The sequence below is a fragment of the Crenothrix sp. genome (assembly GCF_043729335.1).
Classification (GTDB): Bacteria; Pseudomonadota; Gammaproteobacteria; order Methylococcales; family Methylomonadaceae; genus Crenothrix.
The window spans coordinates 1-18,511 of sequence record NZ_JAYTLQ010000044.1 but is presented as its reverse complement, the minus strand read 5'-3'; the positions used below and the strand labels follow the sequence as shown (position 1 = coordinate 18,511).

Below are 18,511 nucleotides of genomic sequence, written 5' to 3'. Positions count from 1 at the left end.
AATGTCTGTGCTAGTTCCGATTGCTGTCAGCGTTTGCTTTGCACCCGCCACTCCCGTCCCTGCAATCACCGTGGTGATGGTTTGGCTAGTCCAGCCGTTAGTGCCGGTGAAGGTGAAGGCACCGACACCGCCGTTACTGATTTTAGTCAAGGTGACTGTTGGGAGGCTGGGTTTGGTGTTGGTGAAGGTACAGTTGATGACTGCGTTGGCAATCACACTGGTGGCTGGGATGGTGAGGACACGGGTGGCCGTGTCCACAGTTACCGTGTCCGTACCGCTAAGGCCCGTACAAGTGGCACTGGTAAACACGAACCCCGCAGGCAACGTGCCTTCAGTGATGGTGGTTGCGGTGTTTAAGGTGGTCAACGGTACACTGGTTAAGGCGGCTATGGTCGCGCTGGTGCCTGCCGTGACGGTGGTGATATTGGTGACCGAGGTCGGTAGGCCATTGCTGCCGGTGAAGGGAAAAGTGCCTACGCCGCCGATACTGATTTTATTGACAGTGACCACGGGTTGCTTGGTATTGGTGAACGTACAATTAATGACCGCACCCGCTATCACACTGGTGGCGGGGATGGTGAGGACACGGGTGGCAGTGTCCACGGTCACTACATCCGTACCATTAAGCCCAGTACAAGTCGCGCTGGTCAACGCGTAACCTACGGGTAACGTGCCTTCGGTTATGGTGGTTGCAGTGTTTAATATAGTCAACGGCACACTGGTCAAGGCCGCTACCGTCGCACTGGTGCCTGCCGTGACCGTGGTGATGTTGGTTGCCGTGGTCGGCAGGCCATTAGTACCGGTAAAAGGGAAAACGCCTACGCCACCGATACTGATTTTATTGACAGTGACCACGGGTTGATTGGTATTGGTGAAGGTACAATTAATGACCGCACCTGCTATCACGCTGGTGGCGGGGATGGTGAGGACACGGGTGGCAGTGTCCACGGTCACAACATCCGTACCGTTAAGCCCGGTACAAGTCGCGCTGGTCAACGCGTAACCTGCGGGTAACGTGCCTTCGGTGATGGTGGTTGCAGTGTTTAATGTAGTCAACGGTACGCTGGTTAACGCGGCTACCGTCGCACTGGTACCTGCCGTGACGGTGGTGATGTTGGTAGCCGTGGTCGGCAGGCCATTGCTGCCAGTGAAGGGAAAAGTGCCTACGCCGCCGTTACTGATCTTGTTGACGGTGACGGTCGCCGGTGGCGGCACTATCGTCAATGGATAATCTTCCGTTTCGCCATCTGCGCCTGTCGCTGTTGGCGATGTGCTGGCGATGCTGGCGATACGGAAACGGGCATAGCTGGCCCCCGCCGTAAACGTTGTGGGAATGGTGCCTTGCCCCGCGGTGGGCGTTTTTGCCCAGGTCAGCGTGACAGTACTGCCAACCGCCGTTCCTGAACACGTCCCTTGTGCGCCTTCGCCGGTGTCGAAGACACCGTTGCGGTTAAAATCGATCCAGCCGTTGACTGCATTGGCTGTCACCGTGCCTTGGCAGCGCAAGGTTAGGTTGTAGGTCGTTGTCGCCGTACTTAAGACTGGTAAGCTCGCGCTGCCGCTGGACAGCAATTGGGCAATGCCTTCATCGGCGGTAGATGTGGTGTCGTCGCCGTTGGCGGTGGTCTGGCCTTGCCAGGTGGTAAAAGCCGTATCGGCATCGGGGGCGACATTGCCCAAAAATACCGTGGCGTTAACGCCATTTGCCGCATCACCAAAACTGGTGGGGGCATCACCATGATCTGCGCCTATCGTTGTCGTGGCGGTAGCGGCGGCACTGCCCACTGTGTTCGTACTGCCAATAATATTCGTGCCAATATGGCCGATAACCTGGTTTTCGTATGCGCCAGCAGTATTAGGAATGGCGGCCTGAAAGGTCAGTACAATGCTGCCGCCAGCCGGTACGTTAAAGGCGGTAGAACCCGTGCTTGGGTTTGTCCAAGTCAGTGTTGACACCCCTGGTGCCCTAATTAGGGGATTAGCAAGGGCGACGGCCGCTGCCCCACCAATTTTAATGGTGCTGCTCCCAGTTACGTAGGTTGCGGCGGCGGGACTGGTGGGCAAGGTGTCCACGAAATCATCCAATGAGACTGTCGCTGATCCGGAATTGGTAGCGGTTAGCGCATAAGTTACCGTCGTACCACCAGGGCTACTGGTAATATTGACCGCTTTTGAAATGCTTAATTTATTGGTTGCGGCTGGAACGATGTTAGACCCAGTAGTGGGGGCGGTAGTGGTGTTGAATTTATACTGTCCAATCTGTGCTGAAACATAGGGTGACAAACTTAAGCTAAATGTTCCAATGGCTGTGAAGGTGTAGACGGCACCCACAGAGCTAGCAGTTAATGCTCCCGTAAAATATAATTGGTTACTGAATATAGAGGTTGTACCAGTACAACCGGTGCTCCCATAAAGCGTTACCAGAGTATTACCTAAACGGAGGTTATTGGGGTCAAAACTTGCTAATCCAGCCGGTTGGACTAGGATATTATTGATTGAACCTACATCGTAACAGATCACTACATTGAAAGCTTGGCCCAGTTGGATAGGGTTTCCACCATTGACAACCACACTACTGATTTTATTGGCGGATGCAGGCTGATCTGCGTCATTACTGCCCAATGTATAAGTAATAGAAATGCCTTGCGACACACCGCCCGCTGCCGGGTCGCCCACAAATATCTCTACTTGAAATGTGCCGTTAGCTGTAGTTTGGGGTTTATTAATATACCAATAAGACGTTTTAGCGGTTGTACTTAAATCACCAATTAAGTGGCTGGCTGCTTCAGTCAAATCAAGGCTATATCCTACGCCGCCAACCGTGGCTTTGGCATAGACATTGGTGAGTGGGGTAGAACTCGAAAAACGCAAGCCGATATACTGTCCGGTAGGTGCAGTAGTGGCCGTATCCCGAATGAGTTCCATTGTATTAGCGGCAGCAGCACCCGTGCCGCCAGACGGCGCGTTATCAAACGTGATAGCCGCCCACGCCGCCGGGCTGGCCAGCAGAAAAAACAGCGCCAAAACAGTCCGCGCGAACATTGTTAGCCTTGTAGGGTGCGCTGTGCGTACCTTTCGATGATTTATGGCAGACACGCTGCCCCCCACATGCTTCTTGCTAAAGTTATATTCAACATTACTCGTTTTCAAGAGAACCTCATTAATTACTTAGCCCTGTAGGTTATGGCGTATGTATTTCGCAATCATTCATAGGACGCATGGCATACCCTACACATTATAGTTAACTTAATGAAAGGAATAGGATTCATAAGCCCATCCCTAACGTTTTAAAATACCTTAGGCAAACACCATTCAATCATACCCACGCTCTTGCGTTGCATTACTCTGGCGCATTACTGTTTGCATAACCACGCTGGAATGTGGGTATGCCGTATAGAAACCACACCAACATAAGGTACGGTGCATACCCTACGGCTGGCTTAGTTAAACAACCCTTCATCAAACTTGAAGCGCATCCGCACATAAAAGCCTTGTGCGGTGTAATCCGTCCCTTTTAAGTCGCCGCCGTCAAAGCCTTGCATGTTATAGCCGACAGAGACCCACAAATCGTTGACGGCCTGGTAACCCAATTCCATACCAGCACCAAACTGGATGGCATGTTCATCTTTAAGTACGCCAGATTGTAAGGAAATATCCCAGTCTGGTAAAAAGTCCCAGGTGGTTCTTCCGTAGATCAATTGAGTTAACGAATTTGTATTGACGTTATCGCGCTTTTGGTCGCTCCATTTTACCGCATAACGCCCGGAAGCAATCAGGTCTCTACGCGGCTGGTAATTGATATGTGTAGAAACAATATGGCTTTTTTCACGATAGGGATCAATACCTCCTTTTTGCTCTTCCATACGGTGTTCGTAGCGTCCGAGCGCATTCCACCGATTATCGTTCACCTGCCGCCAGGCAAAGCCTATTTGTTGACGGGTACGCCATAATTCGCTGTGGTCAAATGAGTTTTCTTGCACCGATAAACCGTTGCGTGCCAGCATACTCCAGTCCTGGTTTATTTTATACGCCAAACCTAGGGTGTTTAACCAAGAGTTGCCGGTACTGGCGAACCGTGCTTCAAGACTCCCCGTAAGTTTATAGCGCGGATCGCCGGTATATTCCGCCAATGCTGTAATGGCTGTAGAATCACTACCGGGTTGTCCTGCAAAGGCTTTGGTGGTTTCAAGGCCGCCACCAAGCCTTAAACCTTTGGCCAGCTCCCAGGTTTGACGTAAACCCATAGCGGCCTGAGCTTCCCGTCCATTAATGGCATCTCTTAACCGGTATTCACTAAATAAACGGCCATTTTTGGAGTACGCACTTTCGACACCTACGACAGCTTGGCTGTTTTGCTGCGTGGAGTTGAGTGCAAAGGGACTGTTCAACGATGAGATGAACTCATAACGCCCGTAAAGCCTGGTTTTGTCATTTACTAAATAACCTGCACCTACTGCAAACAGATGCTTATTGATATCTAATACATCTTGTTCCACTTCAGTGTAGACATCGGCACCCTTTATCCATGGTAATTGAGCAGCGAGTTTACCGCGTACAGTAATTAAATCACTGGGCGTACCTATTAAGGAATTTCCCTGTGGCTGTGCTATTGCAAAACCCACTTGCGTCTGCCCAAAGGACGTGCCTCCTGATCCTGCCCCCAAGCCCGATTGCTGACCATTCCCTGTAATGGTGCTTCCTGTTGTTATCCCGAAACTCTGTAGCTGTCCACCCGCTAAATCCTGATGTACGGCCCGCATCCCGAACTGGGCGCTTATCAGTTGGTTAAATGCATATTCTATACCCGCAAATAAACCTGCCCGCATACCCTTGGTACGGCTATCTTTGCTATAGACACCTTGTGCAACCAAGCTAGCCTGTTCGTTAATTTTATATCTCGCATTGGCGGTTGCTTCAGTGCGACCATTACTGATACCGGCGGTGGGGTTATTAAAATTTTTGTCAGCATGGGTTATTTGGGCAGTGGCTTTAAGCTTGGTTCCCTCATGGCGGATCTCAATACGTTCTGCCAAGCCCTCACCCTCAATACCTGCCGTGTTTTGGTTTATATAACCTGGAATATTTAAGCCGTTCAAACCCTGTGCACTTGGGGCTGCAGAGCCTATGCTATTATTTTGTCCGCCATTTAGACTTACGTCACTCGCACCGGTAACAGTCCTCGCTACTTCGCCGACCATGGTAGTTTTTTCGCCCAATTTAACAATGGCGGTACCGCCCATAACTTGGGTTTTTTGCTGCGGATTATCATCCCGCGCATACGAAGCACCCAATTCTATGTTATCTGTTACTTTCATACGGCCATCCACACCGCCTTTAAAGAAATCTTTACCGCCTTTCGTCGATTCATACGTAATACGAATGGTGCGTGGGTTCAAATTTTCATCCAGCGATGCTACTGGGCCTTTGAAGAAAATTTCCTTAGTCACCAAGTCTATTGAGTAGTCTACGAACCGGCTCATGGGTCTGGATTCAATAATAAGCGTAGGTTGATTTCTATCACGCACCAGAACTTCAACTTTTTCGCTGTTCTCATACAGCGTATCTGTTCCCGGCAACCTGTAAGGCCCTGAAGTACCGTTAGCCGGTATTTCGATGACCACTTGCGCCAGACTGTCATAACTACCCCAGGCATTGCTCATAAATCTACCGTTCTCATAATGGCCCTTTAAACCAGTAGCCGAACGGCTGTATTGACTGAGTTTGCGATCTATGCTGCTATTGTCTGTCGTGGTAAAGTCGCCATAGAGCAAATATGATCTTTCTCTGTCGACACGCAAATAGTATCTTTGCGTAGACTGTGCATCGAAACCTTTTAACGACGAGTCGCCATAGATCGGATAAAACTTGTCCGGCTGAATATCTCTAAATAAACGCTCATTGGTTTTTTTATCGCTGTCATAGGAAGCCGTCAATAAGTACTTGCCCTTTATCGTGCCTTTAAAGAAAAAGGCAGCACGGCCTGTGGCGCGCACGTCGGTACCGGAGACGGAAAGATTACGCAATTCACGCTCGAAAGTATCGTAAGCCCTAGGTGCATTGACATTGATTTTACCGCTCTTGCTGAAATTTACTACACCTTCAATGATACCGGCACCCACCAGTGGGCGCAGCTCAGGCAGAAAAGCAATTCTAACTTGTTGTTGCAGATTGCCAGCACTCACCTGTACGATGGCATCTGTAGGAGCACCTGGCGGCAAGATGCTGAATTCGGCAGTGCCGCCTGTTATAAAAGCTTGCGTTCCAGGCTCATTTGGATTGAGGTCTTCGTCCACCCAGGTTCCCTGATCAAGATCCAGGGTTAAGGGGGTACGTACCGTTACCGGCACGCCGTTATCATCAAGCAGACTGATTTTAATTTTCACAGGTGTTTTAGAATCCGCTGGTGATGTCGCAGGTGCATCAATCTTAAGCTCTCCTGCCTGACCCGGCGCAATCACAGTAATCGCCTCGCTCTTACGCACATTACCAAAGGTATCGGCAACTTCCAGCACCAAAGTATTTTTACCTTCATGCAAGTTAACGCCGATATATTCCCATGCTTCCAACTGCTTATCCGCTACTTTAGACTTCTTACCTACGCGCTGTAGAGATTCTTCCTCCCCATTTACCTTAAGCCGCAAGGTTGACCCCAACATGCCTTTAACCTGAACATTGACGACGTTTACCGGTAAGGTATCACCCTCCTTAAGGCCAATAAATCCCGGGGTGTTGTTTAAATTCTTAATCAATTCTTCCAGCGTTATTACCGACGGGCGCTGCGGATTAGCATTCTGCAACCGTTGAGCAGCAAGCGATTGAGTGAGCTCCCAAGGCACAACTGTTTGATAAACACCATTATTAATCTTGCCTATATTACTGGAGCCTTTATTTATATTATCAACATTATTATTATTGTTGATATTGATTATAGCCTGTGGGCCTGAAGGCGTTATTACGCCTGTAGCTGGCAGCGATCGGCGATCTGAAACAGTAGCTTCGGAATAATCAGGATTGAAGCGCTGACCTATAATGCCTACGCCATCTTGAAGGGGCTGGGCTTCCAGAGCCTTACGTCGGTTCTTGACTTCCTCGACAACTGCATCAGCATCACAACTGTTGACGGCAAAATCAGCCTTGTGCAATTCACCCTTCTTAAGGTCAACAAAACGGCTGTCGCCTTTGCCGGAATTGCGGTTGCTCAAAGCAATTAATTTAGCGTCTCCTGGTAAAGTCGTGGAATCAAGTTTAAGAACGTGGGTAATGGGTGACAAACCATATAAACTGTATTTACCCTCAACATCCGTTACTACCGACGTGCCATCTTCCATTAACAAGCGCACGCCCGGAACGCCCACTTCCATGTTGTTCTGTACTTTATCTGACGGGCAGCCTTCAAGATAAACTTTACCCACTAGGTAAGCATCGTCAGAAAATACCCCACCAGAGACTGTGACTGCCCAGGAGCTGAGATTTGAGGTGAATAGACCGCTGACTGCCTGGGCACGATTGACCGAACTTTTATCCAATGCAGCACCTACACCAATTTGTAATTGATAGGTCAATATTAGTTGTTGCCCATTTTCCCAATTCAAATCGGTCAAATTGAAATTGAGCGGTGCGCCTGGTGTTCCTATAGGATCAGGCACAGCTTTGCCACCCAGACGGGCAGAACCTGACAACAGCCGAAAACCACGGGGTAAAACGTCGTTTATCTGCACATTATCCAGTGTCCGCCCAGAGATGTTGTTGAGAGTCAATGTATAAGGAATGATGTCACCCAATTCCGCCGAGATCTTGCTGCCTTCCTTATTTAGAAATAGCTGATGTTCGCCGATACTATCCACAGGATCTAGCGGAATGTGGTTATTAAAGACATCGCTATTAACACTGATCTGAAAATTAAGGTAATAAGTGGTGTCCTCGCCATCAGCGGGTGCTCCGGCTTGCAGCTGTACATTACCCGCAGGCGCAATGCCAGGTTTTACCGGTATACGGACAGACGGCGAAATCAGACCAGAATTAGCAGGGGGTGTAACAACGATATGGTATTTACAGTCATCAGCGGTATTTAAAAAGAAACTATATCCCCCATCTGTTGGAGTAATCATGCTGACACTACCGTCTGCATTGTACGTATAATCGATACGGGAAGGATTGAAAATATCAGCCACGGTGATAGGCCCACGTGTTTTAGGGCAACTGTCCCTGACCAGAGCGACGATTGCACCGGGCACGGGTTTACGGGTAACCGAGTTGTAAACTACACCGGAAGGATCAACCGGAACAGAGGGGGTTGAAGCAGATGAGCTGAGTATACGGCCTGATTGGGAAGTAGGGCCCTTCATGCTAGCGCCAATAACGACATTCTTAAATTCGTGTTTAGCCCGCGACAAGCCCGGTAACAAGGTAACACGCACGCTATATTCAATAGTGGCCGATTCAGTAGGTAATAGGTCTACGCTGCCATCTACCATTTGTACTTTAGTATTTGTATCGTAGCTAGATACCCCCGATGGACAAGGTGCATCACCGGTGTAATTTGGATTAATCCGTAATAGCCCTGATACAAGCTTCGGCTTTTGAGTCAGTGACCAGGTGGTGACTGGCGCTGGATTCTCATAGGTGCGGAACGTGCAGTTGAGATTATCCACCAAACGGATAAAATGTGCCGGCACTGTGCCAATATTGCTTATTTTTACTGTATAAGCAATGTCATAAGTGTTACGGTATCCGTTAACAGGAACCGGAACTAAAGAGGTTTTTTCTACTTTAATTTCAGGGGGGGGGGGCTCTGTAACGATGGCCGACACTATATTTGATTGAGCAGTTCTCACCGCCGCTGTGCTCTTGTCGGTGTGATTTTCGATGGCCTGATTGGAAATAGTCTCTATTGTTTTCAAAACAGCTGATGCCGAAACAGCCAAAGATGAATAGCTCACACAAAAGAGCCCAACTGCCAGAATAATTACTAGTTGCCAAACGCCACACAACATTTTTGTTTTTTGTCCTGGGCTGTACTGAATCTTTATAAATTTCATGTTCCAGAATAAAAATAAATAGAGGGGTTAAAAATATCTGTTAGTGGGTGCAATATGGCACGGCCAACAACATAGATATCGAGGTTTTTCTGTTTGCAAATAAGGTTTTTAATGCGATATGGATTGGTCATACTGGTATCTCCCTTTGCTTTTGCAAGCATTCCCTTAAGACAACTTGCAAAAATAAAGGCAACCGCGTCGGAGGGTAAACGATTGCGCTGTTTACCCTCCGACTTAGTTAGCTATTTATCAGTCAATCTTCACTCCAAAAGTAAGTACAGTTGATTTAGAAGGCGTAAGTGTGCCTACGTCTGCGGTAATGGTTCCCGCTGCTCCATTAGCTGGAGCTGGGGGATTAATGCTACCCACTGTGGTAGCCGCTGGTGTTGAGCTATCGTACTTGGTGAATACCGGTGTGTTATCGGTAATCAGCAAATTAGTGACATTAACTGTGCCACTATTGGTTGCCGTTATGCGGTAAACGATACAAGCACCCGGAACCGCGCCTGTGGTAATGGTTCCAGTGGTAAATACTGTCTCGCCACCGTCACAAGCCGCATCCAGAGCTTGCTCTTTAAGCAACACTATGCTGCCGTCAACTACAGTCGTGGTATCTATAACCTTTACAACAGTTGGTGCTACTACGCCATTAACCGTACCTGATGTGGACGTTGCAGTCAGTGTTGTGGTATCCAGAGCGCCAATAGCCAACCCACCATCTGCTGTCACTTTAACAAGCAATTGCACAAACTCGCCTGGAGCCAGGGTTTTATCTGCTAGTGCATCTGTCGTCAGAACAGGCAACTCAGTGGGATCAATAATGCCGTTATTGTTAGCATCGATATAAAGTACTGAGGTAAAGCCAGGTTTAGCGGCAAGCGTAAGGGAAATAGCCTCAGAGACATTACCTGTGTTGGTTAAATTGTGTATATAAACCACAGAACTGCCGGCAGCTACTTGTCCGGTGTTAGGTGAAATAAGCGACAAAGTACGAGTGGTAGTAATCTTCACTTCATCGTGCTTAATATCCACTGCACCTGTGGTAGGCGACAATGCACGGAAGTAAATAGCCTGACCTGCAGGTATCGCCGCCTGACCAGCAGGAATCGACACTACAGCGTATATTGCTTTACTGGCGGCTGGAGCTATAGTGCCGGTGTTAGTGACAACAGGGCCAGTAGCAGAGCCTTCATGGAAAATAACTGTCCAGTCTGTTGGTAAATTTAACGCTGCAAACGATGAATCCGTACTGGCAGCCAGGTTATAGGTATCAGTTGTTGGCCCTGTGTTATTGGCATACAGAACGAACGTTGTAGTGGTACCTGGCAGTGCGTTATTGCTGGTGACAGCGGATCCTTCAGGACCTGGGCCATTACCGGGGGCTGCTGCCCCTGCTGAGTTGTTGGTTAAATCCACCGAATTAGCACTAATTGCAGTCAAAACATCGTTTGCACTAACAAATACCGTTGGAGTGTTTGTAGACGTTGCGGTTTTTGTCAAGGTAAAGGGGCCACCCGCTGTAGCACCTGGTGCCAGCGTAACCTTTACGACTACATGGAAAGTACCATTTACAGCAACAGGTCCAGTATCGACGATACCATTACCATTGGTGTCTGTCAGCGGCACTGAGCCACCTGTTTGGTACAGCGCATAACTGCTGCCTGCAGGAAAACCATTAGTGGGCACCGTGATATCAAACGTATCGGTAGCGTTACCCGTATTGGTCAGCAAGTTATCAAACGTCACTACACTGCCTTGTGGCGCACTGGCAATAGTATGGCCAGCCAGCGTAAGAGAAGCTACTTCAGTCACTGTAAACGTAACGGTGTTGGTATTTACCGTAACAGGTGTTGCACCATCATTGTAGGTAGTGCTAGCTGTGTTATTCAAAGGGCCAGCGGCTAATGGGAGTGCATTAATATTAACATTGAATGTCAATGTACCTGTTTGGCCAGGAGCCACTGCACTAACAACGCCAGTAACAGTTTGACCTGATGTGGTGTAGTTGATAGTCGGACTGCTGCCTTGTAAATCAACGCCTGTGCCATCGGTCAGAACGGTCGCACCTGTCACACTCCAACGTCCTGAGTTTGCAGCATATGTCATACCTGCAGGCAATACGTCGGTCAAGGTTACTGGTGTAGGAGCATTACCGGTGTTGGTATAAGCCAAAGACACTGTATAACCACTTGTGCCCGGCGCGCCGGTGGTTGCGCTCATCGCTTTAGTAGTGTTAACAACAGCGTTATTGGTTACGGTAGTCGTTTCAGTCACTATATCGGATGCGGCTGAAGCAAATACAGAAGTACCTTTGACTACCAATGTATTAATTTGGCCAGTCGTAGCACTAATTGGCGCAGACGCGGAGACCACAAAATTAAACACTTCGCCAGCCTGCAACACAGGTGTTGTAGTTATCGGAGTATTGTTATCCGCCACACCATCGCCATTGAGATCGGCATAGAAAACGGCAGTCGTAAGACTTAAAGCACCCGTGCTTGACTGTTGAGTCAGGGTAAAGCTATCTGGGCCATTACCTGTATTGGCTAATGTAACAGGATAGGTGACTTCAGTACCTGGAGACACTCTATGTGCCGTATCTGTATTCAGCGTGACACTGGCTACTTGTTGGACTACTGTAACAACCGTATTTGAAGTGACCGAGCGTGGCACGCCCGCCGCATCAAGATAAGTTGCCGCAGCACTGTTGCTAATTTCTGTTAAAAAAGGTGTTTGGGCGGCCTGTGCGCTACTTGTGGAAAAGAGCAATATAAGCCAAAAAGCTGCAAAACTCCCGCTAATGAGCCGAGAGACGAAATCCCACAACCGTAGTGGTGGGCCATATATTTTATGTGTCATAAACTTTAATTCCTATTGATTAAAAAAGGGTACTGCTAACTTCATTTATTGCTGTAAAACAAAAATCCCTTCAACCTTCTAACTCCTAAAATAATGCGCTTTCCCGTTATGTCAGACACAGGTCTGCCTAGCGCCTTATTGCCACTAAGTTAAGACCGAGCCCCTGCCTTTCTCCATTAATAGAGAAAAGAGGGCGTTGGCGGGTAACTAATGGCAATGAAGACGGGTAAATCTACAAACACAAGATTTCCCAGTGCTTGGCCAGTCAAATGGGGACTTAAACTTTATTGAAAGATACTACGGTGTTATTCCTCCTTAATAATTAGGGCTTATTAGGTTAATAGGGTTTCCAGGCAGTAGCTGCCGGAACTGCGGATTTTTTTACTACTAATTCTGCGGGTGATTTAGACAGTGAATTGACTCGCATCCGTGCGCTGACTTCGAATTTTTTGCCCGCTTCCAGCTCGCCGATTTCCCAGCGCAAGCTCTGGTATCCGGAGTAAGGTACTGCGACCTGTTTTTCGTTACCGTCTTTGTCTTTGATAGTTTGCATCAAAGGTTCCGCTTCAAACTTAGTGCCATCAGCGGTAGCAAGAGCGGACGCAGGTCGCGCCGATTTTTCAACATAGCCCATTCCAAAAGGAATCGGTAATGAGGCATTAAGCCCAGTAATACTACTATTGCCTCGATTACGGTAAACAGCGGTATATTGCACCAGATCTCCAGGTTTGACTTTGTCAGCGTTCGAAAAAATCTCTTTACCATCATTGCCAATCTGCACTTTTTGACTGCTAAGCGTTACAAGCAAAGGCGCTGCTTTTTTACCACTCTCGGATATTTTTGCCTGTTCATCTGCTGCATAGCCATTATGAACAACCAGCATTAAATAAAGAAAGGGCGCTATTAATCTGTATTTTGTAAAACTATCGTTTAATTTTATTTTCATTTTTTTACCTTAAATATCCCCTAAAATTAACTGTGCTTTCATCTGGACTGCAAGCTACTGCAATAAAATCATTAATCATTACCTAAAACTTTATTAATAACTTTAAAGTGTTCACTACCAGAATAAATAGTGCTTAGACTCCTGCACTACTATTACGAAAAAAGTATAGTCAACGTTTTAAAAAATATTGGAAAACGTACAAATTAAATCAGGCAAATTAAATCAGGCAAATTAAATCAGGGGGGTCTCACGAAAACACCTAAAAATGAGCAATTAATGAGAAGTACGTCACGTTATGAAAATAAATGTCACTTTAAGAAAATTAAGCTATAGAAGTATCGACAAGCACTATTACAGAGACGGCTATCATCTATATCTCACTATTTAGAGATATGCTAGGGGTATTTTTCGGATATTGCATATAAAAACACGCGACATGCTTCTATATACATAGGTAGGGAAGGATTACACTTTTTGAGTATTAGTTACCATGAATAGCCCAACAATTATTAGGCTACATGATATTTTAATTTGGGTAGCACACAAGTACTGTGCACTACCAAATAGTGTGAAGTTTTACCCATCAATATGGGACGCACCCATTTAAGGGCGCAATGCTATAGGAATGGTTGAGCTAAAAATATTTAATTAAGAACGGATTATTGTAATTTATACAAAACATTGTCACCTTGACCACCGGCTTCATCTTTTGTGCTGCCCTTGCGCTTATCCTGGCCAAGTCGTTGTTTACCAAATTCAGAAATCATTTCTTCCCAGCTAGAATACTTATCATAAGCCTGAAAACCGGCCGCTTTGCGCTGTTGGTAAATTCCTTTAGCCGTTTCAACAATCTCTATCGGATTTTTTCCATCTACCGCATCCAAAAACGCCTCGTCCTCTTTGTTAGCATCACGGATAGTCCAAAAAGACACCTGAAACTCCATGCGGTTTTCGGGCGGCAGTTTTTCTTTAATGGATTTAACCGATCGATAAGCAGTTTTGATACTATGACCACTGATTTCTTGTCCTTTACCACAGGCCATTAAAGCAGCGCAACTCAAGATGAGTAACAGCGTGGGTAGTTTCTTCATAAATTTAACCTCTAAGTTATGTACCTGTCCATCTTATGGTATTGTTAATTATAATTGAATGTAACGCCGGGTCACCAAACGCAGTAGAATGGTGGCCAATTATAAACCTAAGCTAATTTTTTATGCTGGACTTTATCCAATTATTAAAAGGGCGCTACCAGTCTGTTATAACGCAACTAAGCGATGAGTCAACTAAAACGATTTATCAGCAGCGTATGGATCAATTATTACTCGCTGAAGCCTTTATCCGCAAAGGCGAACTGATTGATACCGAACCTAAAAACCCGTTGCAAATTGCCGTTGTGGGCCCCACTCAAGCCGGCAAAAGCTCATTAGTTAATGTATTGCTCAATACAACGGCCACCGGCGTAAGCCCTTTAGCCGGTTACACGGTGCATCCACATGGTTTTTGTAACAGCGTAAAACTAATGGATTGCACTGGCTTACAGCGTTATTTTGGCCGTTTTCAGCAATTACAGCATTGGCAACTAAGCAAAGATCGCCACGATTGTTATTCATTAGCCGAAAGTTCCGGTATTTCCAGTTATTTACCCCACAGCGTATTATGGGATACACCGGACTTTGATTCCATTGACTCATCCACTTACCGCGAAGGCGTTATCCGCACCATTGCGCTAGCGGATATTGTCATTTTAGTGGTCAGCAAAGAAAAATATGCAGACCAATCGGTATGGGAACTGATGTCCACACTGGAATACTTGCATCAGCCGACGCTTATTTGCTTAAACAAACTCAGCGAAGGCTCTGAATCGTTGCTGATTAATTCCTTGCAACAAAAATGGCAACAAGCCAGAAGCGATGCTTTTCCGGACGTGGTGCCGCTGTATTATCAAAAAGACAGCCAGCCCGTTTGGCCACAGGCACAACAAGCACTCATCCAACAATTGGCCACTAAGGTTAATTTAAAAAAACACGACCGTTTTGAAACCGAATTATTACAAAAATACTGGCCAAGCTGGCTAGAACCGGTAGTTTCAGAGCATCAATCATTAACAGACTGGCAAAATTTAGTTGATCAAGTGTTGGTTTTAGCAGTAGATAACTATCAGCGCGACTTTCTTAACCATCCTCATCATTACGAAACCTTTCAATTGGCCATGGCAGAGTTATTAAATCTGCTGGAAATTCCCGGATTAGCTAGCCTGCTCGCCAATACCCGTAAAATATTGACCTGGCCGCTAAAAAAACTAATACGACTGGGACGCAAAAAACTGCATATTGCCGATACCAGTCAGGAAGTTGCGCTATTAAACCAGATTTGCGAACACACGCTCATTCAGATGGCGGATAAAATTCTAGAAAAAACTGAGCACAGCAAACAAACAAGCTGGTGGAAAGAATGCAGTGTTTTACTGCGTGCGCAGCGCCCTGCCCTTATGGAGCAATTTGCCAGCGCAGCGCAAAACTACCATATTAATTTTCAAGATGATATTGAAGCCACCGCCAAGCGCTTATATATTAAATTACAAGACCAACCGATGGTGTTAAATAGCCTGCGAGCCACGCGTGCCACTACCGATGCTGCGGTCATTGCTTTAACATTACACACCGGTGGCATTGGCCTGCACGATTTAATCATTGCACCGGCCATGCTGGCAGTCACCTCATTACTGACGGAAAGCGCCATCGGCAGTTATATAACTCGACTGGAAGTAGAGCTGAAAAAAAATCAGCTGGCTACTGTCAAACAGAGCTTATTTGACGATACCTTGCGCAAAAAACTGCTAGCACTGCCTGAGCAATTATCAGCTCCCGATCATTTCAATATTTCTCTCAACCAGCTGCAAGCGGCTGAAACGCAACTTACAGAAAAGAGACATGGCTTCCGATTACTCTGATTTAGTCGAAAAAACCAAACAATGGGCAGCACAGGCCAGTGCATTAGGCTGGATTAACAGCCATTGCGCCGAACAGCTGTCGGAATTTGATGCCAGAACCCCAGACTCGTTATTTAACCATAACACGGCCAGACCGCTGATTGTGGCTTTTATGGGCGGCACCGGGGTGGGTAAAAGTTCTTTGCTCAATAGACTGGCAAAAAAATCCGTTGCCAAAACCGGCGTAGAGCGACCCACTTCCCGCGAAGTCACGCTATACCATCATCAAAGCGTGACCATCAATAACCTACCCGAAAAATTACCGATAGATCGCATCACCATCGCCCAGCATGATGATGAATCAAAAAAAGATATTATCTGGATTGATATGCCGGATTTTGACAGCACCGAACAAAGTAACAAACATCTGGTTTTGGAATGGCTACCGCAGATTGATGTGCTGATTTATGTGGTCAGCCCAGAACGCTACCGTGACGAAAAAGCCTGGCGTTTATTATTATCAGAAGGCAACCGTCATGCCTGGTTGTTTGTACTAAACCAATGGGATCGTGGCCAAAGCGAACAGTACGAAGATTTCAAGCAGCAATTAGGCAAAGCCGGTTTTGTGGAACCTATTATTTTTAAAACAATCTGCGCCGACAGCAGTCAGCCAGATGAATTTGATGCACTGCACACCACAATAACCTCGCTGGCCAACGCCAATACCGTAAAACAGCTTAAGCAAAGAAGTATGCAGGTTCGCAAAGATGAGTTGAAGCAAAAATTGCAACAAAGCATTCAGGCATTAGGCTCGACAAAAATCTTTCAGCAAGCGCCGGAAATTTGGCATAAGCAGTGGGAACAAACTACAAACCTATTGCAACAAGGTTTCGATTGGCCTATTAAAAAACTCGCTACTTATTATGCTGAACATGCGGGGCATTTAATTAGCAATTCAGCTACTAATACAGCAGAAAAAGCCGAACTGGCTTTATGGGATGAATGGGCTCAGGCACGGTTTTCTGACGCACTCGATCAATTCATTCATAACACCGATCAACTTGGACTTCCTGCTACACCGTTTAAAAAAGAATTGGCTTTAGTCCGTGAGAAAGCCCCAAAAATAGTGCAAACCCAAAGTGAACTGGCGGTTAGGCAAGCCTTAGCCAACCCTGGCAATGCTTTGCAGCGCGGCTTTTTAAAGCTGATGCGGGTTTTGGAATTTGTCTTGCCGTTATTATCAATCAGCTGGGTAGCGTATCAGGTATTTGTGGGCTATTACCAAAGCAATATGACCGATGTGGAATATCTAGGCATCGATTTTGCTGTACACAGCTCCTTGCTGGTCATCATCAGTTGGTTAGCCCCCTGGTTTATCCGAAGACAGCTTAAACCGTCGCTGGAAAAAAGCGTACTCAATGGCTTAAAGAAAGGCCTGGACACTGCTATTACCCTGATTGATGGCGAAGTAATTGATGCAGTTAGCGTTATCGACAAGCAACATAGCCAACAAATCAAACACATTGCGACGATTATTGAGCAATGTGCCATGGTCGACAGCCAACAAAGCCCCATAGCTACCGACAATCCTTTGTCCCGTATGCTGGTGAATTAATTATTTCCTTATCTTGTCAAAAAACGTTATTAAAGGCAGATACAGCGTTTTGATTTGGGTGGAATGGGCTCAAGTAAATAGCCTAAATCTTGCATCCGCTGATATTCGGCTATCGCTTGATGCAATCAACTGTAACTTCTGTACCCTGCTAAGCTTTTTAATCGCATACTCACGCTGGCTTGCAGAACTGCGGGTGTGATCACTCTCGGTATAAACCAGTTGTCTGGGCAATCTGCCCCGAAAATACTTGGCACCTTGCTGCGTAGCGTGTTGTTCATAGCGCCGGGTAACATCGGTAGTAATGCCCGTATATAAAGAATCATCATGGCACAAGATGATATAAACCGACCAATTCATGGCGTAAAACCCCGCAACAGTTTGTAATATAAACACGAAGTGTCGAGAAAACCCATGTACAATAAGCACGGGTTTTAAAACAGTTATAACCACACCCTACTAATAATGACTCTCAGGTAAACACGACAATGCGACACTATTTTATAAAATTAAGTTTTTTAGTATTAACAGTGTGCTCAATATCAGCTTATGCAGAAGTGATGAGTAAAGACGCGATACCCGAAAAAATAATGCAGCATCTCAATAAAAAGCACCCTAAAGCAACTGATATTACCGCTGAAACTACCAAACATTTTGGCCAGGATGTTATCGAAGTACGTGTGAAAGAAAATGGTGCTAACGCAATGGATATCTATAGAGCCAACGGCAATTACCATGTCTCCGGCATTAATATTGCCCCTGATGACCTGATGTTTGCAACCAGCAGAGAAAATCTTAAAAAAGTATTTCCCGAATATTCTATCAAAGAAGCCTTCTTAATCGTAAACCCTAATGGCGTTGGCGAAGAATTTGATGTCACCCTGGAATCTTCCGGCAAACTATGGGATGTCTCCATTGATAAAGCCGGCAACATAGAAAAAAAAGAAATCAACTGAGCTTCGCTCTAAATCCCTGAGATGCGGTAACCGGCTAGCGTTATAAACTATAACTATCGCCGTATGAAATATCCTAGTACTCAGTCAATCTTATTTTGTCAGTCAGATATTTTAAAAAACCGTTCGTGGTGAGCTTGTCGAACCATGAACCACAAGTCCTTCGACAGGCTC

The 18,511-nt window shown here is 46.4% G+C and carries 9 protein-coding genes; 3 read left to right on the top strand and 6 right to left on the bottom strand.

Translation table 11 applies throughout. The features are described from left to right. The 5 genes from ACHZC4_RS10010 to ACHZC4_RS09990 all read right to left on the bottom strand — a co-directional run. The coding region (locus ACHZC4_RS10010; protein WP_394753702.1) for a beta strand repeat-containing protein at nucleotides 1-3,042 on the bottom strand (3,042 nt) is incomplete at its 3' end. 398 nt (nucleotides 3,043-3,440) lie between these two features. Further along, nucleotides 3,441-8,939 (bottom strand): DUF11 domain-containing protein, encoded by a 5,499-nt coding sequence (locus ACHZC4_RS10005; RefSeq protein WP_394753701.1) that lies wholly within the window; start codon nucleotides 8,937-8,939, stop codon nucleotides 3,441-3,443. 348 nt (nucleotides 8,940-9,287) lie between these two features. After that, the gene (locus ACHZC4_RS10000; protein WP_394753700.1) at nucleotides 9,288-11,897 is read right to left on the bottom strand and encodes a beta strand repeat-containing protein; all 2,610 of its coding nucleotides are present in this window, start codon (nucleotides 11,895-11,897) and stop codon (nucleotides 9,288-9,290) included. A gap of 337 nt (nucleotides 11,898-12,234) precedes the next feature. Next, complete coding sequence (locus tag ACHZC4_RS09995; protein ID WP_394753699.1) at nucleotides 12,235-12,843, bottom strand: hypothetical protein; 609 nt, start codon at nucleotides 12,841-12,843, stop codon at nucleotides 12,235-12,237. Nucleotides 12,844-13,502: 659 nt separating this feature from the next. Beyond that, nucleotides 13,503-13,934 (bottom strand): hypothetical protein, encoded by a 432-nt coding sequence (locus ACHZC4_RS09990; protein ID WP_394753698.1) that lies wholly within the window; start codon nucleotides 13,932-13,934, stop codon nucleotides 13,503-13,505. A gap of 122 nt (nucleotides 13,935-14,056) precedes the next feature. Between ACHZC4_RS09990 and ACHZC4_RS09985 the strand changes: the two genes are divergently transcribed. Both ACHZC4_RS09985 and ACHZC4_RS09980 read left to right on the top strand, forming a co-directional pair. Then, nucleotides 14,057-15,793, top strand: a complete 1,737-nt coding sequence (locus ACHZC4_RS09985) for a GTPase (protein WP_394753697.1) — start codon at nucleotides 14,057-14,059, stop codon at nucleotides 15,791-15,793. Continuing rightward, complete coding sequence (locus ACHZC4_RS09980) at nucleotides 15,774-17,387, top strand: GTPase (protein WP_394753696.1); 1,614 nt, start codon at nucleotides 15,774-15,776, stop codon at nucleotides 17,385-17,387. Before ACHZC4_RS09985 ends, ACHZC4_RS09980 begins: the two co-directional genes overlap by 20 nt. Before the next feature lie 69 nt (nucleotides 17,388-17,456). Here the strand turns inward: ACHZC4_RS09980 and ACHZC4_RS09975 are convergent, their stop codons facing one another. After that, the gene (locus ACHZC4_RS09975; protein ID WP_394753695.1) at nucleotides 17,457-17,744 is read right to left on the bottom strand and encodes a GIY-YIG nuclease family protein; all 288 of its coding nucleotides are present in this window, start codon (nucleotides 17,742-17,744) and stop codon (nucleotides 17,457-17,459) included. Between the two features lie 200 nt (nucleotides 17,745-17,944). On the opposite strand from ACHZC4_RS09975, the gene ACHZC4_RS09970 reads away from it, so the two are divergent. After that, entirely contained in the window at nucleotides 17,945-18,340 is a 396-nt protein-coding gene (locus tag ACHZC4_RS09970) for a hypothetical protein (protein WP_394753694.1), read from the top strand. Nucleotides 18,341-18,511: the final 171 nt, after the last annotated feature.